This window comes from Mycolicibacterium arenosum (assembly GCF_024320865.1).
GTDB lineage: Bacteria > Actinomycetota > Actinomycetes > Mycobacteriales > Mycobacteriaceae > Mycobacterium > Mycobacterium arenosum.
The window spans coordinates 269,013-286,920 of sequence record NZ_JANDBD010000003.1; the positions used below are offsets into that span (position 1 = coordinate 269,013).

The 17,908-nt window shown below is 67.9% G+C and carries 18 protein-coding genes; 10 read left to right on the top strand and 8 right to left on the bottom strand.

Features of this window, described 5'->3' with window-relative positions; all coding sequences use genetic code 11:
* Nucleotides 1-15 precede the first annotated feature (15 nt).
* Entirely contained in the window at nucleotides 16-1,011 is a 996-nt protein-coding gene (locus tag NM203_RS08475) for an ABC transporter ATP-binding protein (RefSeq protein WP_255059392.1), read from the top strand.
* A gap of 8 nt (nucleotides 1,012-1,019) precedes the next feature.
* Here NM203_RS08475 and NM203_RS08480 read toward each other — a convergent pair whose 3' ends face one another.
* Together NM203_RS08480 and NM203_RS08485 are read right to left on the bottom strand one after the other, a co-directional pair.
* The gene (locus NM203_RS08480; protein WP_255059394.1) at nucleotides 1,020-1,451 is read right to left on the bottom strand and encodes a DM13 domain-containing protein; all 432 of its coding nucleotides are present in this window, start codon (nucleotides 1,449-1,451) and stop codon (nucleotides 1,020-1,022) included.
* A gap of 147 nt (nucleotides 1,452-1,598) precedes the next feature.
* A complete protein-coding gene (locus NM203_RS08485; protein WP_255059395.1) occupies nucleotides 1,599-3,359 on the bottom strand; it encodes an Hsp70 family protein in 1,761 nt (586 codons plus the stop codon).
* Between the two features lie 235 nt (nucleotides 3,360-3,594).
* On the opposite strand from NM203_RS08485, the gene NM203_RS08490 reads away from it, so the two are divergent.
* Complete coding sequence (locus tag NM203_RS08490; RefSeq protein ID WP_255059396.1) at nucleotides 3,595-4,053, top strand: nuclear transport factor 2 family protein; 459 nt, start codon at nucleotides 3,595-3,597, stop codon at nucleotides 4,051-4,053.
* A gap of 3 nt (nucleotides 4,054-4,056) precedes the next feature.
* Here NM203_RS08490 and NM203_RS08495 read toward each other — a convergent pair whose 3' ends face one another.
* From NM203_RS08495 to NM203_RS08505, 3 genes are read right to left on the bottom strand one after another with little or no spacing between them, the layout of a single operon-like run.
* Nucleotides 4,057-4,704 carry a L,D-transpeptidase family protein gene (locus tag NM203_RS08495; RefSeq protein ID WP_255059397.1) on the bottom strand — a complete coding sequence of 216 codons (648 nt, stop codon included), beginning with the start codon at nucleotides 4,702-4,704 and terminating at the stop codon, nucleotides 4,057-4,059.
* Nucleotides 4,705-4,736: 32 nt separating this feature from the next.
* On the bottom strand, nucleotides 4,737-5,546 hold the full coding sequence (locus NM203_RS08500) for an SRPBCC family protein (RefSeq protein WP_255059398.1): 810 nt from the start codon (nucleotides 5,544-5,546) through the stop codon (nucleotides 4,737-4,739).
* A 10-nt stretch (nucleotides 5,547-5,556) separates the two neighbouring features.
* Nucleotides 5,557-6,141, bottom strand: coding sequence for an ArsR/SmtB family transcription factor (locus NM203_RS08505; protein WP_255059399.1), 585 nt, complete (start codon nucleotides 6,139-6,141; stop codon nucleotides 5,557-5,559).
* 56 nt (nucleotides 6,142-6,197) lie between these two features.
* On the opposite strand from NM203_RS08505, the gene NM203_RS08510 reads away from it, so the two are divergent.
* Entirely contained in the window at nucleotides 6,198-7,682 is a 1,485-nt protein-coding gene (locus NM203_RS08510; RefSeq protein ID WP_255059400.1) for a bifunctional phosphatase PAP2/diacylglycerol kinase family protein, read from the top strand.
* Here the strand turns inward: NM203_RS08510 and NM203_RS08515 are convergent.
* Nucleotides 7,642-8,310 carry a phosphatase PAP2 family protein gene (locus NM203_RS08515; protein WP_255059401.1) on the bottom strand — a complete coding sequence of 223 codons (669 nt, stop codon included), beginning with the start codon at nucleotides 8,308-8,310 and terminating at the stop codon, nucleotides 7,642-7,644. The two genes, NM203_RS08510 and NM203_RS08515, sit on opposite strands and share 41 nt — an antisense overlap.
* A 181-nt stretch (nucleotides 8,311-8,491) precedes the next feature.
* On the opposite strand from NM203_RS08515, the gene NM203_RS08520 reads away from it, so the two are divergent.
* On the top strand, nucleotides 8,492-10,153 hold the full coding sequence (locus NM203_RS08520; RefSeq protein ID WP_255059402.1) for a purine-cytosine permease family protein: 1,662 nt from the start codon (nucleotides 8,492-8,494) through the stop codon (nucleotides 10,151-10,153).
* Between the two features lie 49 nt (nucleotides 10,154-10,202).
* Nucleotides 10,203-10,685 carry a hypothetical protein gene (locus tag NM203_RS08525; RefSeq protein WP_255059403.1) on the top strand — a complete coding sequence of 161 codons (483 nt, stop codon included), beginning with the start codon at nucleotides 10,203-10,205 and terminating at the stop codon, nucleotides 10,683-10,685.
* Nucleotides 10,686-10,689: 4 nt separating this feature from the next.
* On the opposite strand, the gene NM203_RS08530 is transcribed toward NM203_RS08525, so the two are convergent.
* On the bottom strand, nucleotides 10,690-11,154 hold the full coding sequence (locus NM203_RS08530) for a YybH family protein (RefSeq protein WP_255059404.1): 465 nt from the start codon (nucleotides 11,152-11,154) through the stop codon (nucleotides 10,690-10,692).
* Between the two features lie 98 nt (nucleotides 11,155-11,252).
* Here NM203_RS08530 and NM203_RS08535 point away from each other — a divergent pair, with 98 nt between their 5' ends.
* The 4 genes from NM203_RS08535 to cysC all read left to right on the top strand — a co-directional run bounded on the left by NM203_RS08535 (nucleotide 11,253) and on the right by cysC (nucleotide 16,240).
* Complete coding sequence (locus NM203_RS08535; protein ID WP_255059405.1) at nucleotides 11,253-12,599, top strand: sulfatase family protein; 1,347 nt, start codon at nucleotides 11,253-11,255, stop codon at nucleotides 12,597-12,599.
* Nucleotides 12,600-12,664: 65 nt separating this feature from the next.
* Entirely contained in the window at nucleotides 12,665-13,468 is an 804-nt protein-coding gene (gene stf0, locus NM203_RS08540; RefSeq protein WP_255059406.1) for a trehalose 2-sulfotransferase, read from the top strand.
* Nucleotides 13,465-14,382 carry a sulfate adenylyltransferase subunit CysD gene (cysD, locus tag NM203_RS08545; RefSeq protein ID WP_255059407.1) on the top strand — a complete coding sequence of 306 codons (918 nt, stop codon included), beginning with the start codon at nucleotides 13,465-13,467 and terminating at the stop codon, nucleotides 14,380-14,382. The genes stf0 and cysD overlap by 4 nt, the downstream gene beginning before the upstream one ends.
* Before the next feature lies 1 nt (nucleotide 14,383).
* Nucleotides 14,384-16,240, top strand: a complete 1,857-nt coding sequence (gene cysC, locus NM203_RS08550; RefSeq protein ID WP_255059408.1) for a sulfate adenylyltransferase subunit CysN — start codon at nucleotides 14,384-14,386, stop codon at nucleotides 16,238-16,240.
* Here cysC and NM203_RS08555 read toward each other — a convergent pair.
* Nucleotides 16,237-17,001, bottom strand: a complete 765-nt coding sequence (locus NM203_RS08555) for a trans-aconitate 2-methyltransferase (protein ID WP_255059409.1) — start codon at nucleotides 16,999-17,001, stop codon at nucleotides 16,237-16,239. The two genes, cysC and NM203_RS08555, sit on opposite strands and share 4 nt — an antisense overlap.
* 19 nt (nucleotides 17,002-17,020) lie before the next feature.
* On the opposite strand from NM203_RS08555, the gene NM203_RS08560 reads away from it, so the two are divergent.
* Complete coding sequence (locus NM203_RS08560) at nucleotides 17,021-17,902, top strand: amidohydrolase family protein (RefSeq protein ID WP_255059410.1); 882 nt, start codon at nucleotides 17,021-17,023, stop codon at nucleotides 17,900-17,902.
* Nucleotides 17,903-17,908 lie beyond the last annotated feature (6 nt).

Genomic DNA, 17,908 nt, shown 5'->3' on the forward strand with positions numbered 1-17,908 from the left:
GAAGCGGGATCGCGCATGACAAACGAGGTGCTGCTCGAGGTGAAGGATCTCGTCAAGCACTTCCCCATCAAGTCGGGTGTCGTCATCGACCGCGAGGTCGGCCGCGTCAAGGCGGTGGACGGCGTCAGCCTGACGATTCGCGAGGGCGAAACCCTCGGATTGGTCGGCGAATCCGGATGCGGCAAGTCCACCCTGTGCCGCGTGATCCTGCAGCTGACGACGCCGACGTCGGGGTCGGTCACGTTCGCGGGTGACGAACTGGTGGGGCGATCCCGCCGCGCGATGCGCCCGATCCGCAGGCAGATTCAGATGATCTTCCAGGATCCGTACGCATCGCTGAACCCACGCAAGCGGGTCAGCCGGATCATCGGTGAACCCATGGAGATGCACGGCATCGCCAGCGGGCGGGACGTCGACACTCGGGTTCGCGATCTCCTCGACCGCGTCGGTCTGCAACCCGAGCACGGCGATCGCTACCCGCACGAGTTCTCCGGTGGCCAACGACAGCGCATCGGCATCGCCAGGGCAATCGCGCTGCGGCCCAAGCTCATCATCGCCGACGAGCCGGTCTCCGCGTTGGACGTCTCGGTCCAGGCTCAGATCGTCAACCTGCTCAAGGATCTTCAGTCCGAGATGGGGCTGTCATACCTGTTCGTCGCGCACGACCTGGGTGTCGTCCGACACGTATCCGACCGCGTTGCGGTGATGTACCTCGGCCGGATCGTCGAAAGCGCCACGGCGAGCCGACTCTACGAGCACCCGCTGCACCCGTACTCCAACGCGCTGCTCTCAGCCGTGCCGATCCCCGACCCGAAGGCCAACGTCGCACGCGAGCGGCTGGTCCTCGACGGCGACGTCCCGAGTCCGATCGACCCGCCCGCGGGGTGCCACTTCCACACGCGGTGCCCATGGGCCACCGACGTGTGCGTCGACGACGATCCGGTACTGCGCGAACTGAAGCCGGAACACGTCGCGGCGTGCCATCACCCCCGCAATCTGCAGTCCCACTGATGATCTGATCACAGGACCGGAGTCATTGCGGCCGCGCCGAATGAGACATTGAATCGGTCGCACCATATGCTGACGCTGGCCAGTCCGGAGATGTCGACGCCGGCGGGGACCGGGTAGTTCGCGTCGCCGCGATTGCCCTTCAGCGCGCCGAGATCGACGTGCCGACCGTCATCGAACACATGCCAGCCTTCGGTGCCGGGGAGCACGGGGGCATCGCTGATGAGGACGTGGAGGTCGGGGCCGTCGCTGGTCTCGAGCCCCTGGATCCGCACGATCAGGGTGCCGTCGGAGTTGCGAATCAACCGGACGAGGCCCGCGGTGTCGTGTTCGTGCGTGATCAGCCTGCCCTGCGCCAGCACCACCGGTCCCTGCGGGGCAGTGTCCGCACCCGCCTCGGGTAGGCCCGGAAGCGTCTCGGCGACCGTAGTGTCGGTGATCAATCTCCAGGGCTGGAACCAGTAGGCGCCCAGGGAGAGTCCACCGACGACGACAATCGCCAGACTCAGAAGGACTAGACGGGGCAGGCGACGAGCGGGGGTCGATGACATACCCGTTCGTGTGCAGTTCCGGTCGAACCGTTACACAACTCAGTACGGGTACTGCGGCTGCTGGGGGTACTGCGGGTACTGCGGCTGGTACGGGTTGGTCGTCGTACCCGAGTTCGGCACCTGGATCGGAATCGGCACCGGCACGAACGGGACGGTGAGGTAACTCGTCGTCATCGTCGGCGTCGTCGTGGTCGTGGTCGTCGTCGTTGTGGTGGTCGGGGTTGTCGTCGTGGTCGTCGTGGTCGTCGTGGTGGTGGTGGTCGTGGTGGTGGTCGTGGTCGTGGGAGGGGTCGTGGTCTCCGCGGTCGTGATCACCGTGACGGGCGGCTCGTAGGTCGGCTCAGGCGGGGGTGGCGGCGCTTCGGTGACGGTCACGATGCTCGGCGGCAGTTGCTCGGGAGTGGTGGGCATCAGTTGCTCGGGCGACGGGGGCGGTTCGACCCTGCTCTGCGGGACGGACGTCGCCGTGACCGGTGCCGTGGTCGGCGTCGGCGAGGAGTCGTCGACGGCGTTGGTGAGGACCACCGCGACTCCGCCGACCGCCACCAGTGCCACGACCGCCGAGAGCCCGAACACCAACTGCGGCAACCGCTGCCAGGGCCGGTCCTCGACGACGTCGACGGGCCCGGTCGGTGGCACGTACTGTGCGGCAGCGCGCGTCGTACCCGTGTCGTAGACGTACTCCCCGTCGTCGACGTACAGCAGGGAGTCGTCGGTCACCTCGTCGGCCTGCGACCACGCCAGCGCGCGGAATGTCGCCGAGCCGGGTTCGGCGGCGCTGACGTCGGGCGGGACCTGGGCAGTCGGCGCCACCCCGGTGGCGGCCTCGGCGTCCGCGGCGTACGCGGCGAAGACGGCCGCACCCACTGCGGCGTCCAACGCCGGTGCGGGTGTGGTCACCAGCGCGGCGGCGGTGTGGCTCGCCAGCCGCTGAGCGATCAGTGGCATCCTGGCGCCACCGCCGACCAGTGCGACCGTCGTGAGGTCCGACTGCGCGATCCTGTTGCGCTGCAACACATCGTCGAGCTCCGACAGCACCTCGGAAAGTCGCGGTTCCGCCAACGATTCGAGGTCCGCACGGGTCACGTCGACGGTCGTCGAGTGCCCTGGCAGCTCGACGCGTACCTCGGCGGCCTGCGCGTCGGAGAGCGCCTCCTTGGCGCGACGGCACTCCTCGCGTAACAGCGAGAGCGAACCTACTGCGGCGGTGCCCGCGGGATCGACACCGCCGGCGTCGGCGACCCGCTCCAGAACGAACGTCATGAGAGCCTGGTCGATGTGGTCACCGGAGAAGTCCGCGTGCCGAACGGTGTCGATCGGCTCGAACGACGCGGCGGCGTCGGCGAGGGTGATGCTGGTGCCGCCTCCGCCGAAGTCCAGCAGCGCCACCACCCCGGCCGCGGGCAGGCCGGGGTTCGCGTTCAGGGCCGTCAGCGCGGCGACCGCGTCGGACACCAGCCGGGGCGGCGAACCGTTCGGGGCGAGGTTCGGCTTCTCCCGCATCGCGGCGCGCAGCGTTCGCAGCGTGGCGCCGGTCCAGTGCGCGGGTACGGCGACTGCCAACCGGTCCGATGGCTCGTCCCCGACGAGCGCGGACAGTGCCTCGACCACCAGTTGGTCAGCCGAGTGCGCGGCGCCGTCGGCGGTGATCAACGGAACCGGGTCGCCGACGCGCTCGACGAAGCCGCCGATGGCCTGCCCGGCGAGGGTCAGGACGGAGCGGCGTATCACTGGTGGGTTGCCGACGCGAGCCGCGACCAGGTTCGTCGTCCCGATCGACAACCCCATTGGGTCGCTCATATCGGCACCACGATAACCGGGTTCGCCGGGCCGGCCGTGCTGACACTCCGTTGGCGAACCTGTGAACAGTGTTGCCCCGACTATGTTTTGGCTGTGGAATCGGCCCACGACGGCAACCCGACGAGTCGACTGGCAAACACCGTCCGCCCTCATCGGAGCCGAAGTTGACGTCGCCGTCAATCATTTCGTGGCCGTGCTCTATGCCGTGTTGCACGGTGTGTGTTGCAATGTGGCGATGGGTGACATCGACGACATTCAGCAAGTCAAGTACCGGTATCTGCGCGCGCTCGACACCAAACACTGGGATGAGATGGCCGCGACGCTGACCGAGGACGTGATCGGACGGTACGGCGAGTCCATCGGCGAGACCCACGAGTTCGACAACCGGGACGACCTGATGGCGTTCATGGAGAAGTCGATGGGACCCGACCTGATCACCGAGCACCGCGTCACCCACCCCGAGATCGCCGTCGACGGCGACGAGGCCACCGGCACCTGGTACCTCCAGGACAAGGTGATCGTGCCCAAGTTCGACTTCATGCTGATCGGCGCGGGCTTCTATCACGACCGCTACCGCCGCACCGCCGACGGCTGGCGGATCAGCGAAACCGGTTACGACAGAACGTACGACGCGCAGATGTCGTTGAAGGCGCTGGATTTCAAGGTGAAGGTCGGGCGCGCAGTCAAGCAGTGAGCGTCACTTCGCGATCGCGATCAGCGCACCGGGACGCAGCCACTTCATCAGCGTGACCAGCATCGCGTCGTCGATCGCGACGCAACCCGCCGTCGGTCCGCCGTCGGTGCTGTGCAGGAAGAAGGCGCTGCCCTTGCCGGGGACCCGCTGCTTGTTGACCCCCATCACGACCGCGTGGGCATACTGCGGGATGTCCAGGTTCTCCGTGCCACCCGAGGTGCTGAAGGGGCACTGCGCTTTCTCGCACACCTGCATCGTGTTGTAGGTGGGGCTCTTCACGTCGCCGTCCCACCAGTGGTTGGACCCCACCTGGACGTACTGCAGTCCGCCGCCCGGATTCGGTTGCGTGCCAAAGGCGAAGTCCAGGGGGTAGATCCCCATCGGCGTCATCCCCGAACCCTCGTAATGATCCGCGGACATGCCGTTCTCGCCGATCTTGGCCGGGATCGCCGCCGCGACGGCCCGCCACCCCGCTGCCCCGCGCTCGTACACGTCGACCTTGGCGTCCGTACCACCAACGCCGACAACGGAAATCACCTGCGTCGCGGAGCCGACCTCGCTCGCGAACCAGGGGGTGAGGTCAGCGCGGGCGGACGGTGCCACCGAGATCGCCACCGCCGCCGCACACAGCAGGGTGAGCAGTCGTCGCACCCGTCCATGGTTCGCACACCACGACACCGCGGTCAAGACAAGGTTCGGACACGATCTGGCAACCAGGCCGTCCAGACCTCATCCTGTTCGGCGGCCACTCGGTCCACACCCTCGCCGTAGAAGTACAGGGACGCGCTCGCCATGCCGCGCCCGTCGCCGCCGTCGCAGACGCCGATCACCGCCACGCCGTCGTGCGGCGCGTCGAGGCGGACGAGCACGTAACGGTTGTCGGTGTCCTGATGTGTGATCGCGACACGACCACCGAGTTCAGGCCCGCCCGTTGGGGCTTCGCGTCGGTCTCCGACATCGGCGCCGTGCAGGTTGAGGGCCGTCATGAGTGCGGACCACGACCGCGCGACGTCGATCTCGAGCGGTGCCATGGCACCGGCGATGGCCGCGGGACGACCGGCGTAGTCCCGCAGGTAAATCCTGAGGACGTCGAAGAAGCCTGGCCAGCCCTTCTCGAAGCTCTCGAGTTCGCCGTCCCAGTCCTCGGAGTCGGTGGTCATGGTGTGGACCATGCGGACGACGCACTCGCCTCCCGAACGCGCCCTGACGGTGATCTCGGTCGCGATGACGGGCGCGTCGCCGTTCCAGCCGTGCTCCTCGTAGCCGAACCGAACCGGTGGCTCCCACACCGTGATCGGTCCCGAGGTGGTGGTGTCGGGCCCGAAGTGGAACTCGATTCTGCCGCCTTCGCGCTCGTCGACGTCGACCTTCGCGAACCACGCCCGCATGCCCGGTCCGGTCGCGACGGCATCCCATACCTGTTCGGGTGTGCCGGGGACGACGTACTCCATCTCCACCCAGCGGTTGCCGGAATCGTCTGCATGAACGGGCATTTCACTTCCCCTAGGTGTCGGTGGGCATCGGGTACGCGACGAGCACGAGTCGGTGGGTACGGCCGTGCTCGGCGGTCTCGTCGTGGTAGCGCGCGGCCAGGGCGGTGACGGCGTCGGACAGGTCCTCGGTGAAGCGGGACCTCTCCGCGGGCGTGCGGAACCGGATGGCGGTGTCGATCGACAGCGTCGCCAGTCGCTTGTCGGTGTCACGGGCCAGCCGCCACATCCCGCCCACCTCCCGCACCGCGCGCGCCGCCAGCGCGATGAGGTAGCTGGCCGACAGCCGGTCGCCGGTCCGGCCGGGGTCCGCGCCCACCTCACCGAGCGCGCCCGGTGAGACGACGTAGGACGACGCCGACGCCACCAGCAGCCGTTCCCGAAGGCCACCCCACCGCCGTTCCCCCGCGGCCACCACCAGGCCGCGGTTCTCTAGCGCGCGCAGGTGGTAGTTGATCTTCTGCCGGGTCAGACCCGTGCGTGTCGCGAGCGCCGCGGCGGACGCGGGTTCGCCGAGTTCGGCGAGGAGCCTGCTGCGGATCGGGTCCAGTGCGGTGACCGCGGCAGCGGGGTCGTCGATCACCTCCACATCGAGCACGTCCCCGATAGTGGCCTTGACAAGAAAGTCTGTCAAGCCCCCGTTAGGTTGGGGGGATGGACTTACGACGCAGCCGCCGCGGCATAGAGCAGATCGGCGAGGGCCTCGGCACACTCGACCGCGAGGTTTTCGAAGCGATCGCCGAGTCGCCGAGCCCGTTGCTCGACTCGTTCATGCCGCGCCTCACCCGCGCCGCCGACCACTCCAAACTGTGGTTCGCCCTCGCCGCCGCGATCGGCGCCGTCGGCAGCACGTCGGCCAAACGCGGCGCCGCCCGCGGCGTCGCCACCCTGGCCGTCACCAGCCTGGTGACCAACCAGGTCGCCAAGCGCGTCTGGAAGCGGCAGCGACCCAACTACACGACCGTGCCGCTGATTCGGCGGTCGCGCCGGATGCCGACGTCGAACTCGCTGCCGTCGGGGCACTCGGCGAGCGCGGCGGCCTTCGCCGTCGGCGTCGGTCTCGAAAGCCCGTCCGTCGGCCTCGGCCTGGCGCTGCTGGCAGGTCTGGTCGGCATCTCACGCGTCGCGACGGGAGCCCACTACCCCGGCGACGTGTTGGCGGGCTTCGGAGTGGGCGCGGCCGTCGCCGTCCTCGGCGGTCGGATCGTGCCGCCGATCGTCGAGGCGAAGCTGCCCACCGCCGACCCCCTGCGCGTCGAGACCCCGGAACGCCCCGACGGCGCAGGCGTCGTCCTGGTCATCAACCCGTCGTCCGGCAGCGGCACGGGTGCGCGCGTAATCGACGAGGTGAAGGAGTCGCTACCCGAGGCGGAGATCATCGAACTCGACGGCGACGACGACATCGGGGCGGTGCTGCGCGACGCCGCGGCACGTGCCGAGGTGCTGGCCGTCGGCGGCGGCGACGGCACGGTGTCGTGCGCGGCGGGTATCGCGCTGGAGGCGGGCAAGCCGTTCGCGGTGTTCCCCGGCGGCACCTTCAACCACTTCGCGAAGGACGTCGGCTGCGACACCGTCGCGAAGACCGTCGCCGCGATCCGGGCGGGCAGCATCGGCTGCGTCGACGTCATCACGCTCAACGAGAAGGACACGGTGATCAACACCGCGAGCATCGGCGCGTATCCGGCGTTCGTGCGCACGCGCGAGAAGCTGGAACACAAGATCGGTAAGCCGCTTGCGGGGGCGTATGCGATCTTCCACACGCTGCGGCGCGAGGCGCCGGTGCGCATCGCCTACGACAACAAGGAACTGCAGACGTCGTTGTTCTTCCTGGGCAACTCGGTGTACCTGCCCTCGGGTTTCGCGCCGTCGCGGCGCAGCCGAATGGACGACGGGCTGATCGACGTCCGCATCCTCGAGACGGGCCGTCCGTTCGCGACACTTCGCCTCGTCACCTCGCTGGCGCTGGGCCGCCTGGTACGCAGCCCGCTCTACCACGAGATGCGGGTGCCGGAGTTCCAGTTCAAGTCGCTCGACGGGCCCACCGCGCTCGCCCACGACGGTGAGGTCGAGTTGCACCTCGACGAGGCGCACTTCAAGGTCAACTACCGCGGGCTACCCGTGTTCCGTCCTCTGCCGTGACATCGGCGGGGCGCGGGGGCAGCAGCGCGAGCGTCACGACGAACCACACGTATCCGAGCGCCCAGCCGGCCACGACGTCCGACGGATGGTGCACGTTGAGGACGACCCGGCCGACGCCGATGACCAGTACGATCGCGGCTCCCAGCACGATGAGCAGCGGCCGGACCCGGCGCCGGACCAGCGGCAGGACCAGCACGAGCGCCGACAGGACGATGGCCGTGTTGCCGAGCGCGTGACCCGACGGAAACGACGACGACGACGCCCCCACCAGTGCGGTGTCCGGTCGCGCCCGATCGGCCAGTCCCTTCGCGAACTCGGTGAGCAGGCCCGACATCTCCACCGCGACGGCGAGGTACACCACCAACCGCCACTTCCTGCGTATCGCCGCCCAGACGATGACGCCGAGCGTCACCAGCCGGAAAACCACTGGGGAGAAGACCGAGCAGAGCACGTCCCAGGCCAGCACCCAGGTCGGATGCTCGACGCCGTAGCCGTGGGTGACGCGTAGTGCCGCATCATCGACCGACGCCACCCACGGCCAGGGCGTTGACCAGCCGATCCATGTAGCGGCGTAGACGCCGGCAGCCAGTACAGCGGTCGCGATCAGCCACCGGCGGTCGACACTCACATCTTCATCTGTACCACCTGTAACACACTGCACAGGAGTTTCGAAGTACATCGCAAGCGCCCGTGCTGCCGCCACAAAAACCCCGACTCTTGGCGGCAACACGGGCGTTCACAGTTCGCCGGTACCTCGTCGTCACAAACCGTCACGGCGACGAAACAACGCCCCTTTAGCTTTGCTACCCATGACTCAAGAGGCTGTAACGCCCCCCGATCCCGAGGTAGATGAAGCCGACCTCGACCAGATGACGGCCACGAAGGAGACCCTCGAGGACTACACCCTCCGCTTCGCGCCACGTAGTTACCGCAAGTGGTCGACGAGGGTGGTGGGCATCTCGGCTCTCGGCGGTATCGCGTATCTGGCCGACTTCGCCATCGGCGCGAACATCGGCATCGCGTACGGAACCACCAACGCGTTGTGGGGCATCCTCATCTTCGCCGTCGTGGTGATGGCGACCGGTTTCCCGGTGGCCTACTACTCGGCGCGGTACAACATCGACCTCGACCTCGTCACCCGCGGAAGTGGATTCGGCTACTACGGTTCGGTGGTCACGAACGTCATCTTCGCGACCTTCACGTTCATCTTCTTCGCGCTCGAGGGCTCGATCATGGCCCAGGGCCTCGAACTCGGCCTCGGGATACCGCTGTGGCTCGGTTACCTGGCGTCGACGGTCATCATCTTCCCGCTCGTCATCTACGGCATGAAAGTGCTGTCGACACTTCAGGTGTGGACGACGCCGCTGTGGCTGATCCTGATGGTCGCGCCGTTCGTGTACCTCGTCGTGAGCCATCCCGAGTCGGTCGGGCAGTTCATGGCCTACCAGGGTGAGAACGGCGTCGAGGGCTTCGATCTCGGGTCGACGCTACTGGCCGCGGGGGTCTGCCTGTCGCTCATCGCCCAGATCGCGGAGCAGAACGACTACTTGCGCTTCATGCCGCCGAAAACGCCTGAGAACAAGCGCAGTTGGTGGACCTGGATGTTCCTCGCCGGTCCCGGCTGGGTGATCTTCGGCGCCATCAAGCAGATCGTCGGCCTGTTCCTCGCCGTGTACCTGATCGCCAACGTGGCGGACAGCGCCGGCATCGCGAACCAGCCGGTGCACCAGTTCTTGGAGATCTATCAGAACTTCCTGCCGCCGTGGCTGGCCATGACGCTGGCCGTGGTGCTGGTGGTCATCAGTCAGGTCAAGATCAACGTCACCAACGCGTACTCCGGTTCGCTGGCATGGACCAACTCGTTCACCCGCGTCACGAAGACCTACCCCGGTCGGCTGGTGTTCCTCGCGTTCAACCTGTTGATCGCGCTGATCCTGATGGAAGCCAACATGTTCGACTTCCTCAACACGATCCTCGGCTTCTACGCCAACTGCGGCATCGCGTGGGTGGTCGTGGTCGCCTCGGACATCGTGTTCAACAAGTTCCTGCTGAAGCTCTCGCCGATGCAGCCGGAGTTCCGTCGCGGCATGCTCTACAACTTCAACCCCGTCGGGTTCGGCTCGATGCTCATCGCAGCCGGCGTGTCGATCCTGGCGTTCTTCGGCGGACTCGGGGAGGCCATCCGGCCGTACTCGCCGCTCGTCGCGATCGTGCTCGGCCTGGTGCTGCCGCCCGTCATCGCGATCGCGACGAAGGGCAGGTACTACCTGCGACGCACGGACGACGGCATCGATCTGCCGATGTTCGACCAGCACGGCAACCCGGCCGACGACCACTTGCGTTGCCACGTCTGCCATCACGAGTACGAGCGCCCGGACATGATCAAGTCGGCCGTCCACGAGGGCTTCATCTGCTCGCTGTGCTTGAGCACCGACAAGTCGGGCGAACACGTCCTGCCTGCGCAGACCTAGTCCGAAGAGCGACCCCGGAAGGCGGCCGTAGCCACTATCCTCCGTGGCTATGGCCGTCTTCCTGCGCAAGCTGCTGGGCATCGGCAGGTTGCCGGACGACATGCGGGCCGCCGTCGAGTCCGAGGGAGTGCTCCACCTCGAGGAATGCGTGCCGGTGACGTACCGGTTCTCCGGCAGGGTGCCCGGCAAGACCGCGAAGGGAAACCTGCGCAGTTACGTGGGCGCACTGGCGATCACGAATCGGCGGGTGCTCGGAACACTGTCGACGGTGCCGAAGAAGGCGGGCCGCACGGTCGATCACCAGTGGCACGCCGAGCCGGGGTCGATGGTCACGGCGACCCTCGACGACTCCGGGCTCACGCTGGACGTACCCGACCTCTCGGTTGTCGATCCCGCATTCGCGGGCTCACTGTCGTTGCACTACAAGTCCGCTCTCGCCGACGGCGTGCTGCTGCGTCTGCCGCAGCGGTCGTTCGCCTTCGACGTACCGCCGAAGTTCGTCTACTCCGTGGTCGGCGTGCCACGGGGCTAGGTGCTCACTCCTTCGTAAAGGCATGGGAGATATGGATCTTCCAGCTTCCATCGGATTGCCGGCTGAACACGTCGACGCCGTCCTCGACGACGGTCTCGACTACCCTCCCGGCGGCGTCGCGGACGGTCAACGTCCACATCACTCGCACGACGGCCAGATCACCGTCGACCCTGACCTCGCGGATATCGGGTTCTGCGTACGTGAAGGACTTCGACCGGTCGGCGAACAACGCGCGCATCTGATCGCAGAACTCGCGGTGATCGCGATCCGGGCTGTCGGGGTACACCAGCACCACATCGTCGGCGAACAGTCCGCACACGTCGTCGATGCGCTTCGCGTTGAACGCCGACGGCCACTGCCGCAGCGCGGCTTCGATGGCGGCCCGATCCCCGGCGCGGTCCGGTGCCGACGTGCTGCACGCGGCGACGAGGAGTGCGCCGACGACAGCGACGGCGGCCGCTCTGATCATGGGCTCAGTATCACCGAGTGTGCGCACAGGGCGGGGAAATGACCGGAATCCCGCCCTCAGTGCACGCTCGGCGCGAAAGTGTGGCTAAGTTCGTACGGATGCCCGACAACGTTCTCCTCGTGCACTGGCACGACCTCGGCCGCTACCTCGGTGTCTACGGCCACCCGGACGTCGCCAGTCCGCGCCTGGACGCGCTGGCAGCCGAGGGCATCCGCTTCACCAGGGCGCACGCCACCGCGCCGCTGTGCTCGCCGTCGCGGGGATCGCTGTTCACGGGCCGCTACCCGCAGAGCAACGGGCTGATCGGTCTGGCCCACCACGGCTGGGAGTACAAGTCCGACGTTCGCACCCTCCCGGACCTGCTGTCCGAATCAGGCTGGCACACAGCTCTGTTCGGGATGCAGCATGAGACGTCGTACCCGGATCGCCTGGGCTTCGACTCCTACGACGTGTCGAACTCCTACTGCGAATACGTGGTCGAACACGCCACCCGATGGTTGGCCGAGGCGCCCGCGGAACCCTTCCTGCTGACCACCGGGTTCTTCGAGACGCATCGGCCGTATCCCCACGATCGCTACACCCCAGCGGATTCCGGCTCCGTCGATCTCCCCGACTACCTGCCCGACACCGCCGACGTCCGCCAGGACCTCGCCGACTTCTACGGTTCGATCACCGTGGCCGACGCCGCGGTCGGCCGGCTGCTCGACACGCTCGAGAGCACGGGCCTCGACGAGAGCACCTGGGTAGTCTTCGTCACCGACCACGGGCCGGCCCTGCCGCGGGCGAAGTCCACGCTGTACGACGCGGGCACGGGTATCGCCTTCGTGGTGCGGCCGCCCCGCCGCCGGGCGGTCCCCCCGAGCGTGTACGACGAGTTGTTCAGCGGCGTGGACCTGCTACCCACTCTGCTCGAGTTGCTCGGCGTTACCATTCCCGATGCGGTGCAGGGTGTTTCGCATGCACATCGGCTCACCGCCGCCGGAGGACCCCCGGCGCGCACCGAGGTCTACACCACGAAGACCTACCACGACTCCTTCGACCCGATCCGCGCGATTCGCACGAAGGAGTACAGCTACATCGAGAACTACGCGCCGCGACCGATGCTCGATCTCCCGTGGGACATCGCCGACAGTGCACCCGGTCAGGTGGTCGGCCCGATGACCCGCGGCCCACGGCCGGCTCGCGAACTGTACGACCTCGCGGCGGACCCGACGGAAGCCGTCAACCTGCTCGAGGATCCGTCCGACGAGCACGAGCGCGTCGCCACCGACCTCGCCCTGCTTCTCAACGACTGGCGCGACAAGACCAATGACGTGATCCCCTCGGATTTCGCGGGTACCCGGATCTCCGAGCGCTATACGCACACCTACCTGAGCCTGCTCGAACAACCGCTGCCCAGCCGCTCGGCGCTCGCCTCGGAGCGCGGTGTCCGCGACGGCCAATAGTTCTGCTCGTGCTGAGTAAAATGCCTATCTAGCAGGCGTTTTCATCACCGGCTACGCTGCACGCCATGGCCCCCTCCGCCTATCTGGTGCTCGCGTCACAGCGCAGCGGTAGCACGTTGCTCGTCGAGTCGTTGCGCGCGACGGGCGTCGCGGGTGAGCCGCAGGAGTTCTTCCAGTACCTGCCCACCACCAGTCAGTCGCCTCAGCCCCGGCAGTGGTTCGCGGGCGTCGGCGACGAGTCGATCCTGCGACTGCTCGACCCGTTGGACGAGGGCAAGCCCGACATCGCCCCCGCCGGAATCTGGCGTGACTACATCCGCACCGTCGGCCGCACCCCCAACGGAGTGTGGGGCGGCAAGCTCATGTGGAACCAGACGCCGCTGCTGCTCGACCGGGTGAGCGGGCTGCCCGAGTCCGAACGCTCCGGCACCGGCCTGCTGGCCGCCATCCGCGACGTCGTCGGCAGCGACCCGGTGCTCATCCACGTCTATCGGCCGGACGTCATCTCGCAGGCGGTGTCGTTCTGGCGCGCCGTGCAGACCAGGGTCTGGCGGGGCCGTCCCGACCCGGTGCGCGACGCGCGCGCCGAGTATCACGCCGGGGCCATCGCCCACGTGGTGACGATGCTGCGCGCCCAGGACGAGGGCTGGCGCAACTGGTTCGCCGAGGAGGGCGTGACGCCGATCGACGTTCCGTACCCGGTGCTGTGGCGCAACCTGACTCAGGTGGTCGGCGACGTGCTGGAGGCCCTCGGCCTCGACCGCCGACTGGCCCCCGCGCCGGTGTTGGAGCGCCAGGCCGACCAACGCTCCGACGAGTGGGTGGAGCGCTACAAGGCCGACGCGGCGAGAGAGGGACTGCCCGTATGACGCTCACCTTCGACGACGTTCACGTCGACGAACTCCGGCTGCTGGAGGCGGAGGCCGTCCACATCATCCGGGAGGTCGTGGCCGAACTGCAGCGCCCGGTGCTGCTGTTCTCCGCGGGCAAGGACTCGATCGTGCTACTGCGGTTGGCGGAGAAGGCGTTTCGGCCGTCACCGCTTCCGTTCCCGGTGTTGCACGTCGACACCGGCCACAACTTCGCCGAGGTCATCGACTTCCGCGACCGGCGACTGAACGAACACGGCCACAAGCTGATCGTCGGCTCGGTGCAGGAGACCATCGACAGCGGTCGCGTCGCCGACCCCGGCGCGGGAGCGTCGCGCAACCGGCAGCAGACCCGCACGCTGCTCGACGCCCTCGAGGCGGGCGGCTTCGACGCGGCGTTCGGCGGCGCCCGGCGCGACGAGGAACGGGCCCGCGCGAAGGAGCGGATCCTGAGCTTCCGCGACGAGTTCGGCCAGTGGGACCCGCGGGCGCAACGGCCCGAACCGTGGTCGCTGTACAACGGGCGCATCCGCAAGGGAGAGCAGGTCCGGGTGTTCCCGCTGAGCAACTGGACCGAGCTCGACATCTGGCGCTACATCGAGCTGGAGAACCTCGAGCTGCCGTCGATCTACTTCGCGCACGAGCGCGAGGTGCTGGAGCGCGACGGCATCCTGCTGGCGGTGTCGGAATACGTTCAGCCGCAGGGCGACGAGATCTCGGCGGTGGAGTGGGTTCGCTATCGCACCGTGGGTGACCTGACCATCACCGGCGCGGTGCGGTCCCGCGCCACCGACATCACGGGCGTGATCTCCGAGATCTCGGCGGCGACGGTGTCCGAGCGCGGCGAGACCCGCGCCGACGACCGCACGTCCGTGGCCGCGATGGAAGACCGCAAGCGGGAAGGCTACTTCTGATATGACGAGGCAACTGCTGCGCATCACCACCGCGGGTTCCGTCGACGACGGCAAGAGCACCCTGATCGGCCGGCTGATGCACGACACCGACAGCCTGCCGCTCGACCACCTCGAGGCGGTCACCGACGACGAGGGCATCGCGGATCTGGCGGCACTGTCGGACGGCCTGCGCGCCGAGCGGGAACAGGGCATCACGATCGACGTGGCCTACCGCTTCTTCTCGACGGAGAGCAGGAGCTACATCCTGGCCGACACCCCCGGCCACGAGCGATACACCAGGAACATGTTCACCGGCGCGTCCAACGCCCACGTGGCGACGCTGCTGGTCGACGCCCGCGCCGGCGTTCTGCGCCAGACCCGTCGACACGCCCGCATCGCGAAACTGCTTGGCATTAAACACTTCGTCGCCGCGGTGAACAAGATCGACCTGGTCGACTTCGACAAGGGCCGCTTCAGCGAGGTGGAGGCCGACCTGCGGCTGCTGGCCGACCGGCTGGGCCTACCGGAGCTCACCGTGATCCCGGTCGCGGCCAAGCTGGGCGACAACATCGTCGAGAGGTCGGACAACACCCCCTGGTACGACGGGCCCACCCTGCTCGAGTACTTCGAGGACATCGAACTCTCGGCACCCCATCCCGAGGCGGCGAATCTGCGGCTCGCCGTGCAGTGGGTGTCGCGGCCCACCGCCGACGATCGCCGTCGCTACACCGGTCGGCTGTCGGCGGGCACGCTGCGCGTCGGCGATCCGATCGTCTCGCTGCCCGCGGGCACCTCGTCGACCATCACCAGGCTCGACACTCTCGACGACGCTCGCGAGGTGGCCGTCGCGCCGCTGTCGGTGTCGATCGAACTGGCCGACGACATCGACGTCGGCCGCGGCGATGTGTTCGTCAGCGGCGCCGAGGATGCCGCACACCCTGTGCTCGCCAGGGAGGTGGACGCCACGGTGTGCTGGTTCACCGAAACCCCGCTGCGCGCGGGCGATCGTGTGGCGTTCAAGCAGGGCACCCGCACGGTCCGGGCGACGGTACAGGCGCTGCACACCCGGTTGGATCCCGAGACGCTGGACGACCTCGATCAGCCGGTCGAGCTGGGGCTCAACGACATCGGTTCCGTCACACTGCGGACGAGCTCGGTCGTCGTCGCCGACCCCTATGCGGAGAACCGCGACAACGGCGCGTTCATCCTCATCGACGAGACGTCCAACGACACCGTCGGCGCGGGCACCATCACCGAAGCCCGTGAGGTCAAGCCGGGTGAGCAGACGCGCAACGACATCCGCTGGCACCCGTCGTCACTCGATCGGGATTACCGCTGGGGGAGGACCGAGCAGCGCGGTGCCACGATCTGGTTCACCGGGCTGCCGGCCTCCGGAAAGTCGACGCTCGCAGTAGCCGTCGAACGCGCGCTGGTCGAGTCCGGCGACGTCGCATACCTGCTCGACGGGGACAACATCCGGCACGGGCTGTCCGACGATCTCGGCTTCTCCGCGGGCGACCGGGCCGAGAACATCCGTCGCGTCGGCCATCTCACGCGACTGTTCGCCGACGCGGGTGTGGTGGCGTTGGCGTCGCTGGTGTCGCCGTTGAGGTCCGACAGGGAGATCGCCCGCGCGCTCAACGACGCCGCCAAGTTGCCGTTCCTCGAGGTGTACGTGTCGACGTCGGTCGAGGAGTGCGAACGCCGCGACCCGAAGGGCCTGTACAAGCGCGCCCGCGCCGGAGAACTCAAGGGGCTCACCGGAATAGACGCGCCGTACGAGCCACCGGAGAGCGCCGACCTGGTGGTCGACACCACGGGCGCGAACATCGACGACCTGGTGGTGCAGGTGCTCGAGTTATTGCGCAGTAAGCGCTAGCCGACGCGCGCCACCACGAAGATCCGCCGGAACGGGTAGAACGTCGTCCCGTCGGGCCGCATCGGGTACGCCTCGGCCAGCACCGGGATCATCGCCTGCCGGTAGCTCTCCCACTGGTCGTCGGTGAGCCTGCTCCTCACCTGAGTCAGTGCGGTTCCGGTGATCCAGTCCAACACCGGTGTGTCACCGGTCAACTGGTGTACGTAGGTGGTCTCCCACGCGTCGACTGCACAACCCGCGTCGGTCAGCGCGCCCGCGTAACTCTCCGGCGGTTCGACCGAGTTCCCCTGTCGCCACGGCATGTCGCGCAACGGCTCTGCGAACTCGGGGCGGCAAGCCACCTCGCGCATCGCCCGGTGCGACGGCAGCTCGACGTTGTTCGGCACCTGGAACGCGATCCACGACCCCGCCGCGAGTTCGCTCGCCCACCGCGTGACGATCGCCCTGTGGTCGGGGAGCCACTGCAGCGCCGCGTTCGACACCACGACGTCCGTGTCGGGTTTCGGCGTCCACTCGGCTATCCCGCCCACGACGGCGTCGATCCCGCGGTCCCGCGCCGCGGCCACCATCTCCTCGGAACTGTCCACGGCCTCCAGCGCGGCGTCGGGCCAGCGCTGCGCGAGGGTCGCCGTCAGATTCCCCGGTCCACAGCCGAGGTCGACGACGCGGCGCGGCGACTCGGCGCGCACCCTCCCGATCAGATCGAAGAACGGTCGCCCGCGATGGTCCGCGAAGGCCAGGTACACATCGGGATTCCACATGTGCCTATGGTCGAACACGATGGACGAATCAGAAGCGGTACGCGGAATCTGGACCGATCTCGGGCTGCCCGGCCTCGTCGACGTGCACACCCACTTCATGCCCAAGCGCGTGATGGACAAGGTCTGGCAGTACTTCGACGCCGCCGGGCCGCTGGTAGGCCGCGCGTGGCCCATCACCTACCGCACCGACGAGGCGCACCGGCTCGACACCCTGCGCGGCTTCGGCGTGCAGGCGTTCACGTCGCTGGTCTACGCGCACAAGCCGGACATGGCGGCATGGCTCAACCAGTGGGCGGCCCAGTTCGCCGCGACCACGCCGGACTGCCTGCCGACCGCCACGTTCTACCCCGAGCCCGGTGCCGCCGCGTACGTCGCCGACGCCATCGCACGCGGCACCAGGGTGTTCAAGGCGCACGTGCAGGTGGGCGGTTACGACCCAACCGACCCGTTGCTGCGCGACGTATGGGGTGTCCTCGAGGATGCGGGCGTCCCGGTCGTCATCCACTGCGGCTCGGGCCCCGCACCCGGCCTGCACACCGGCCCCGAGCCCATCGCGGCCGTCCTGGCCGAGCATCCGCGGCTGCGACTCGTCGTCGCCCACCTGGGGATGCCGGAATACGTCGAGTTCCTCGATCTGTGCGATCGCCACCCCGAGGTCCGACTCGACACGACCATGGCGTTCACGCCGTTCGCCGAGGAGACCATGCCGTTTCCACCCGACGCGCTGCCGCGGCTGCGCGAGCACGGCGACCGCGTTCTGTTCGGTAGCGACTTCCCCAACATCCCGTACGGATACCTCGAGGCGATCACGGTGCTGACCCGGCTCGACGGGATGGACGACGACTGGCTGCGCGGCGTGCTGTACCGGAACGCGGCCCGGCTGTTCGAGCTGGCGGGTTAACATCGG

What these genes read in the sequence shown, in the direction of transcription:
- NM203_RS08485 (WP_255059395.1), bottom strand. Translation starts at nt 3,359, where the DNA reads ATGAGCGACCCAATGGGGTTGTCGATCGGGACGACGAACCTGGTCGCG.
- NM203_RS08510 (WP_255059400.1), top strand. Translation starts at nt 6,198, where the DNA reads ATGGACTTACGACGCAGCCGCCGCGGCATAGAGCAGATCGGCGAGGGC.
- NM203_RS08500 (WP_255059398.1), bottom strand. Translation starts at nt 5,546, where the DNA reads ATGCCCGTTCATGCAGACGATTCCGGCAACCGCTGGGTGGAGATGGAG.
- NM203_RS08555 (WP_255059409.1), bottom strand. Translation starts at nt 17,001, where the DNA reads ATGTGGAATCCCGATGTGTACCTGGCCTTCGCGGACCATCGCGGGCGA.
- NM203_RS08530 (WP_255059404.1), bottom strand. Translation starts at nt 11,154, where the DNA reads ATGATCAGAGCGGCCGCCGTCGCTGTCGTCGGCGCACTCCTCGTCGCC.
- NM203_RS08490 (WP_255059396.1), top strand. Translation starts at nt 3,595, where the DNA reads ATGGGTGACATCGACGACATTCAGCAAGTCAAGTACCGGTATCTGCGC.
- NM203_RS08475 (WP_255059392.1), top strand. Translation starts at nt 16, where the DNA reads ATGACAAACGAGGTGCTGCTCGAGGTGAAGGATCTCGTCAAGCACTTC.
- NM203_RS08535 (WP_255059405.1), top strand. Translation starts at nt 11,253, where the DNA reads ATGCCCGACAACGTTCTCCTCGTGCACTGGCACGACCTCGGCCGCTAC.
- NM203_RS08560 (WP_255059410.1), top strand. Translation starts at nt 17,021, where the DNA reads ATGGACGAATCAGAAGCGGTACGCGGAATCTGGACCGATCTCGGGCTG.
- NM203_RS08525 (WP_255059403.1), top strand. Translation starts at nt 10,203, where the DNA reads ATGGCCGTCTTCCTGCGCAAGCTGCTGGGCATCGGCAGGTTGCCGGAC.
- stf0 (WP_255059406.1), top strand. Translation starts at nt 12,665, where the DNA reads ATGGCCCCCTCCGCCTATCTGGTGCTCGCGTCACAGCGCAGCGGTAGC.
- cysC (WP_255059408.1), top strand. Translation starts at nt 14,384, where the DNA reads ATGACGAGGCAACTGCTGCGCATCACCACCGCGGGTTCCGTCGACGAC.
- cysD (WP_255059407.1), top strand. Translation starts at nt 13,465, where the DNA reads ATGACGCTCACCTTCGACGACGTTCACGTCGACGAACTCCGGCTGCTG.
- NM203_RS08520 (WP_255059402.1), top strand. Translation starts at nt 8,492, where the DNA reads ATGACTCAAGAGGCTGTAACGCCCCCCGATCCCGAGGTAGATGAAGCC.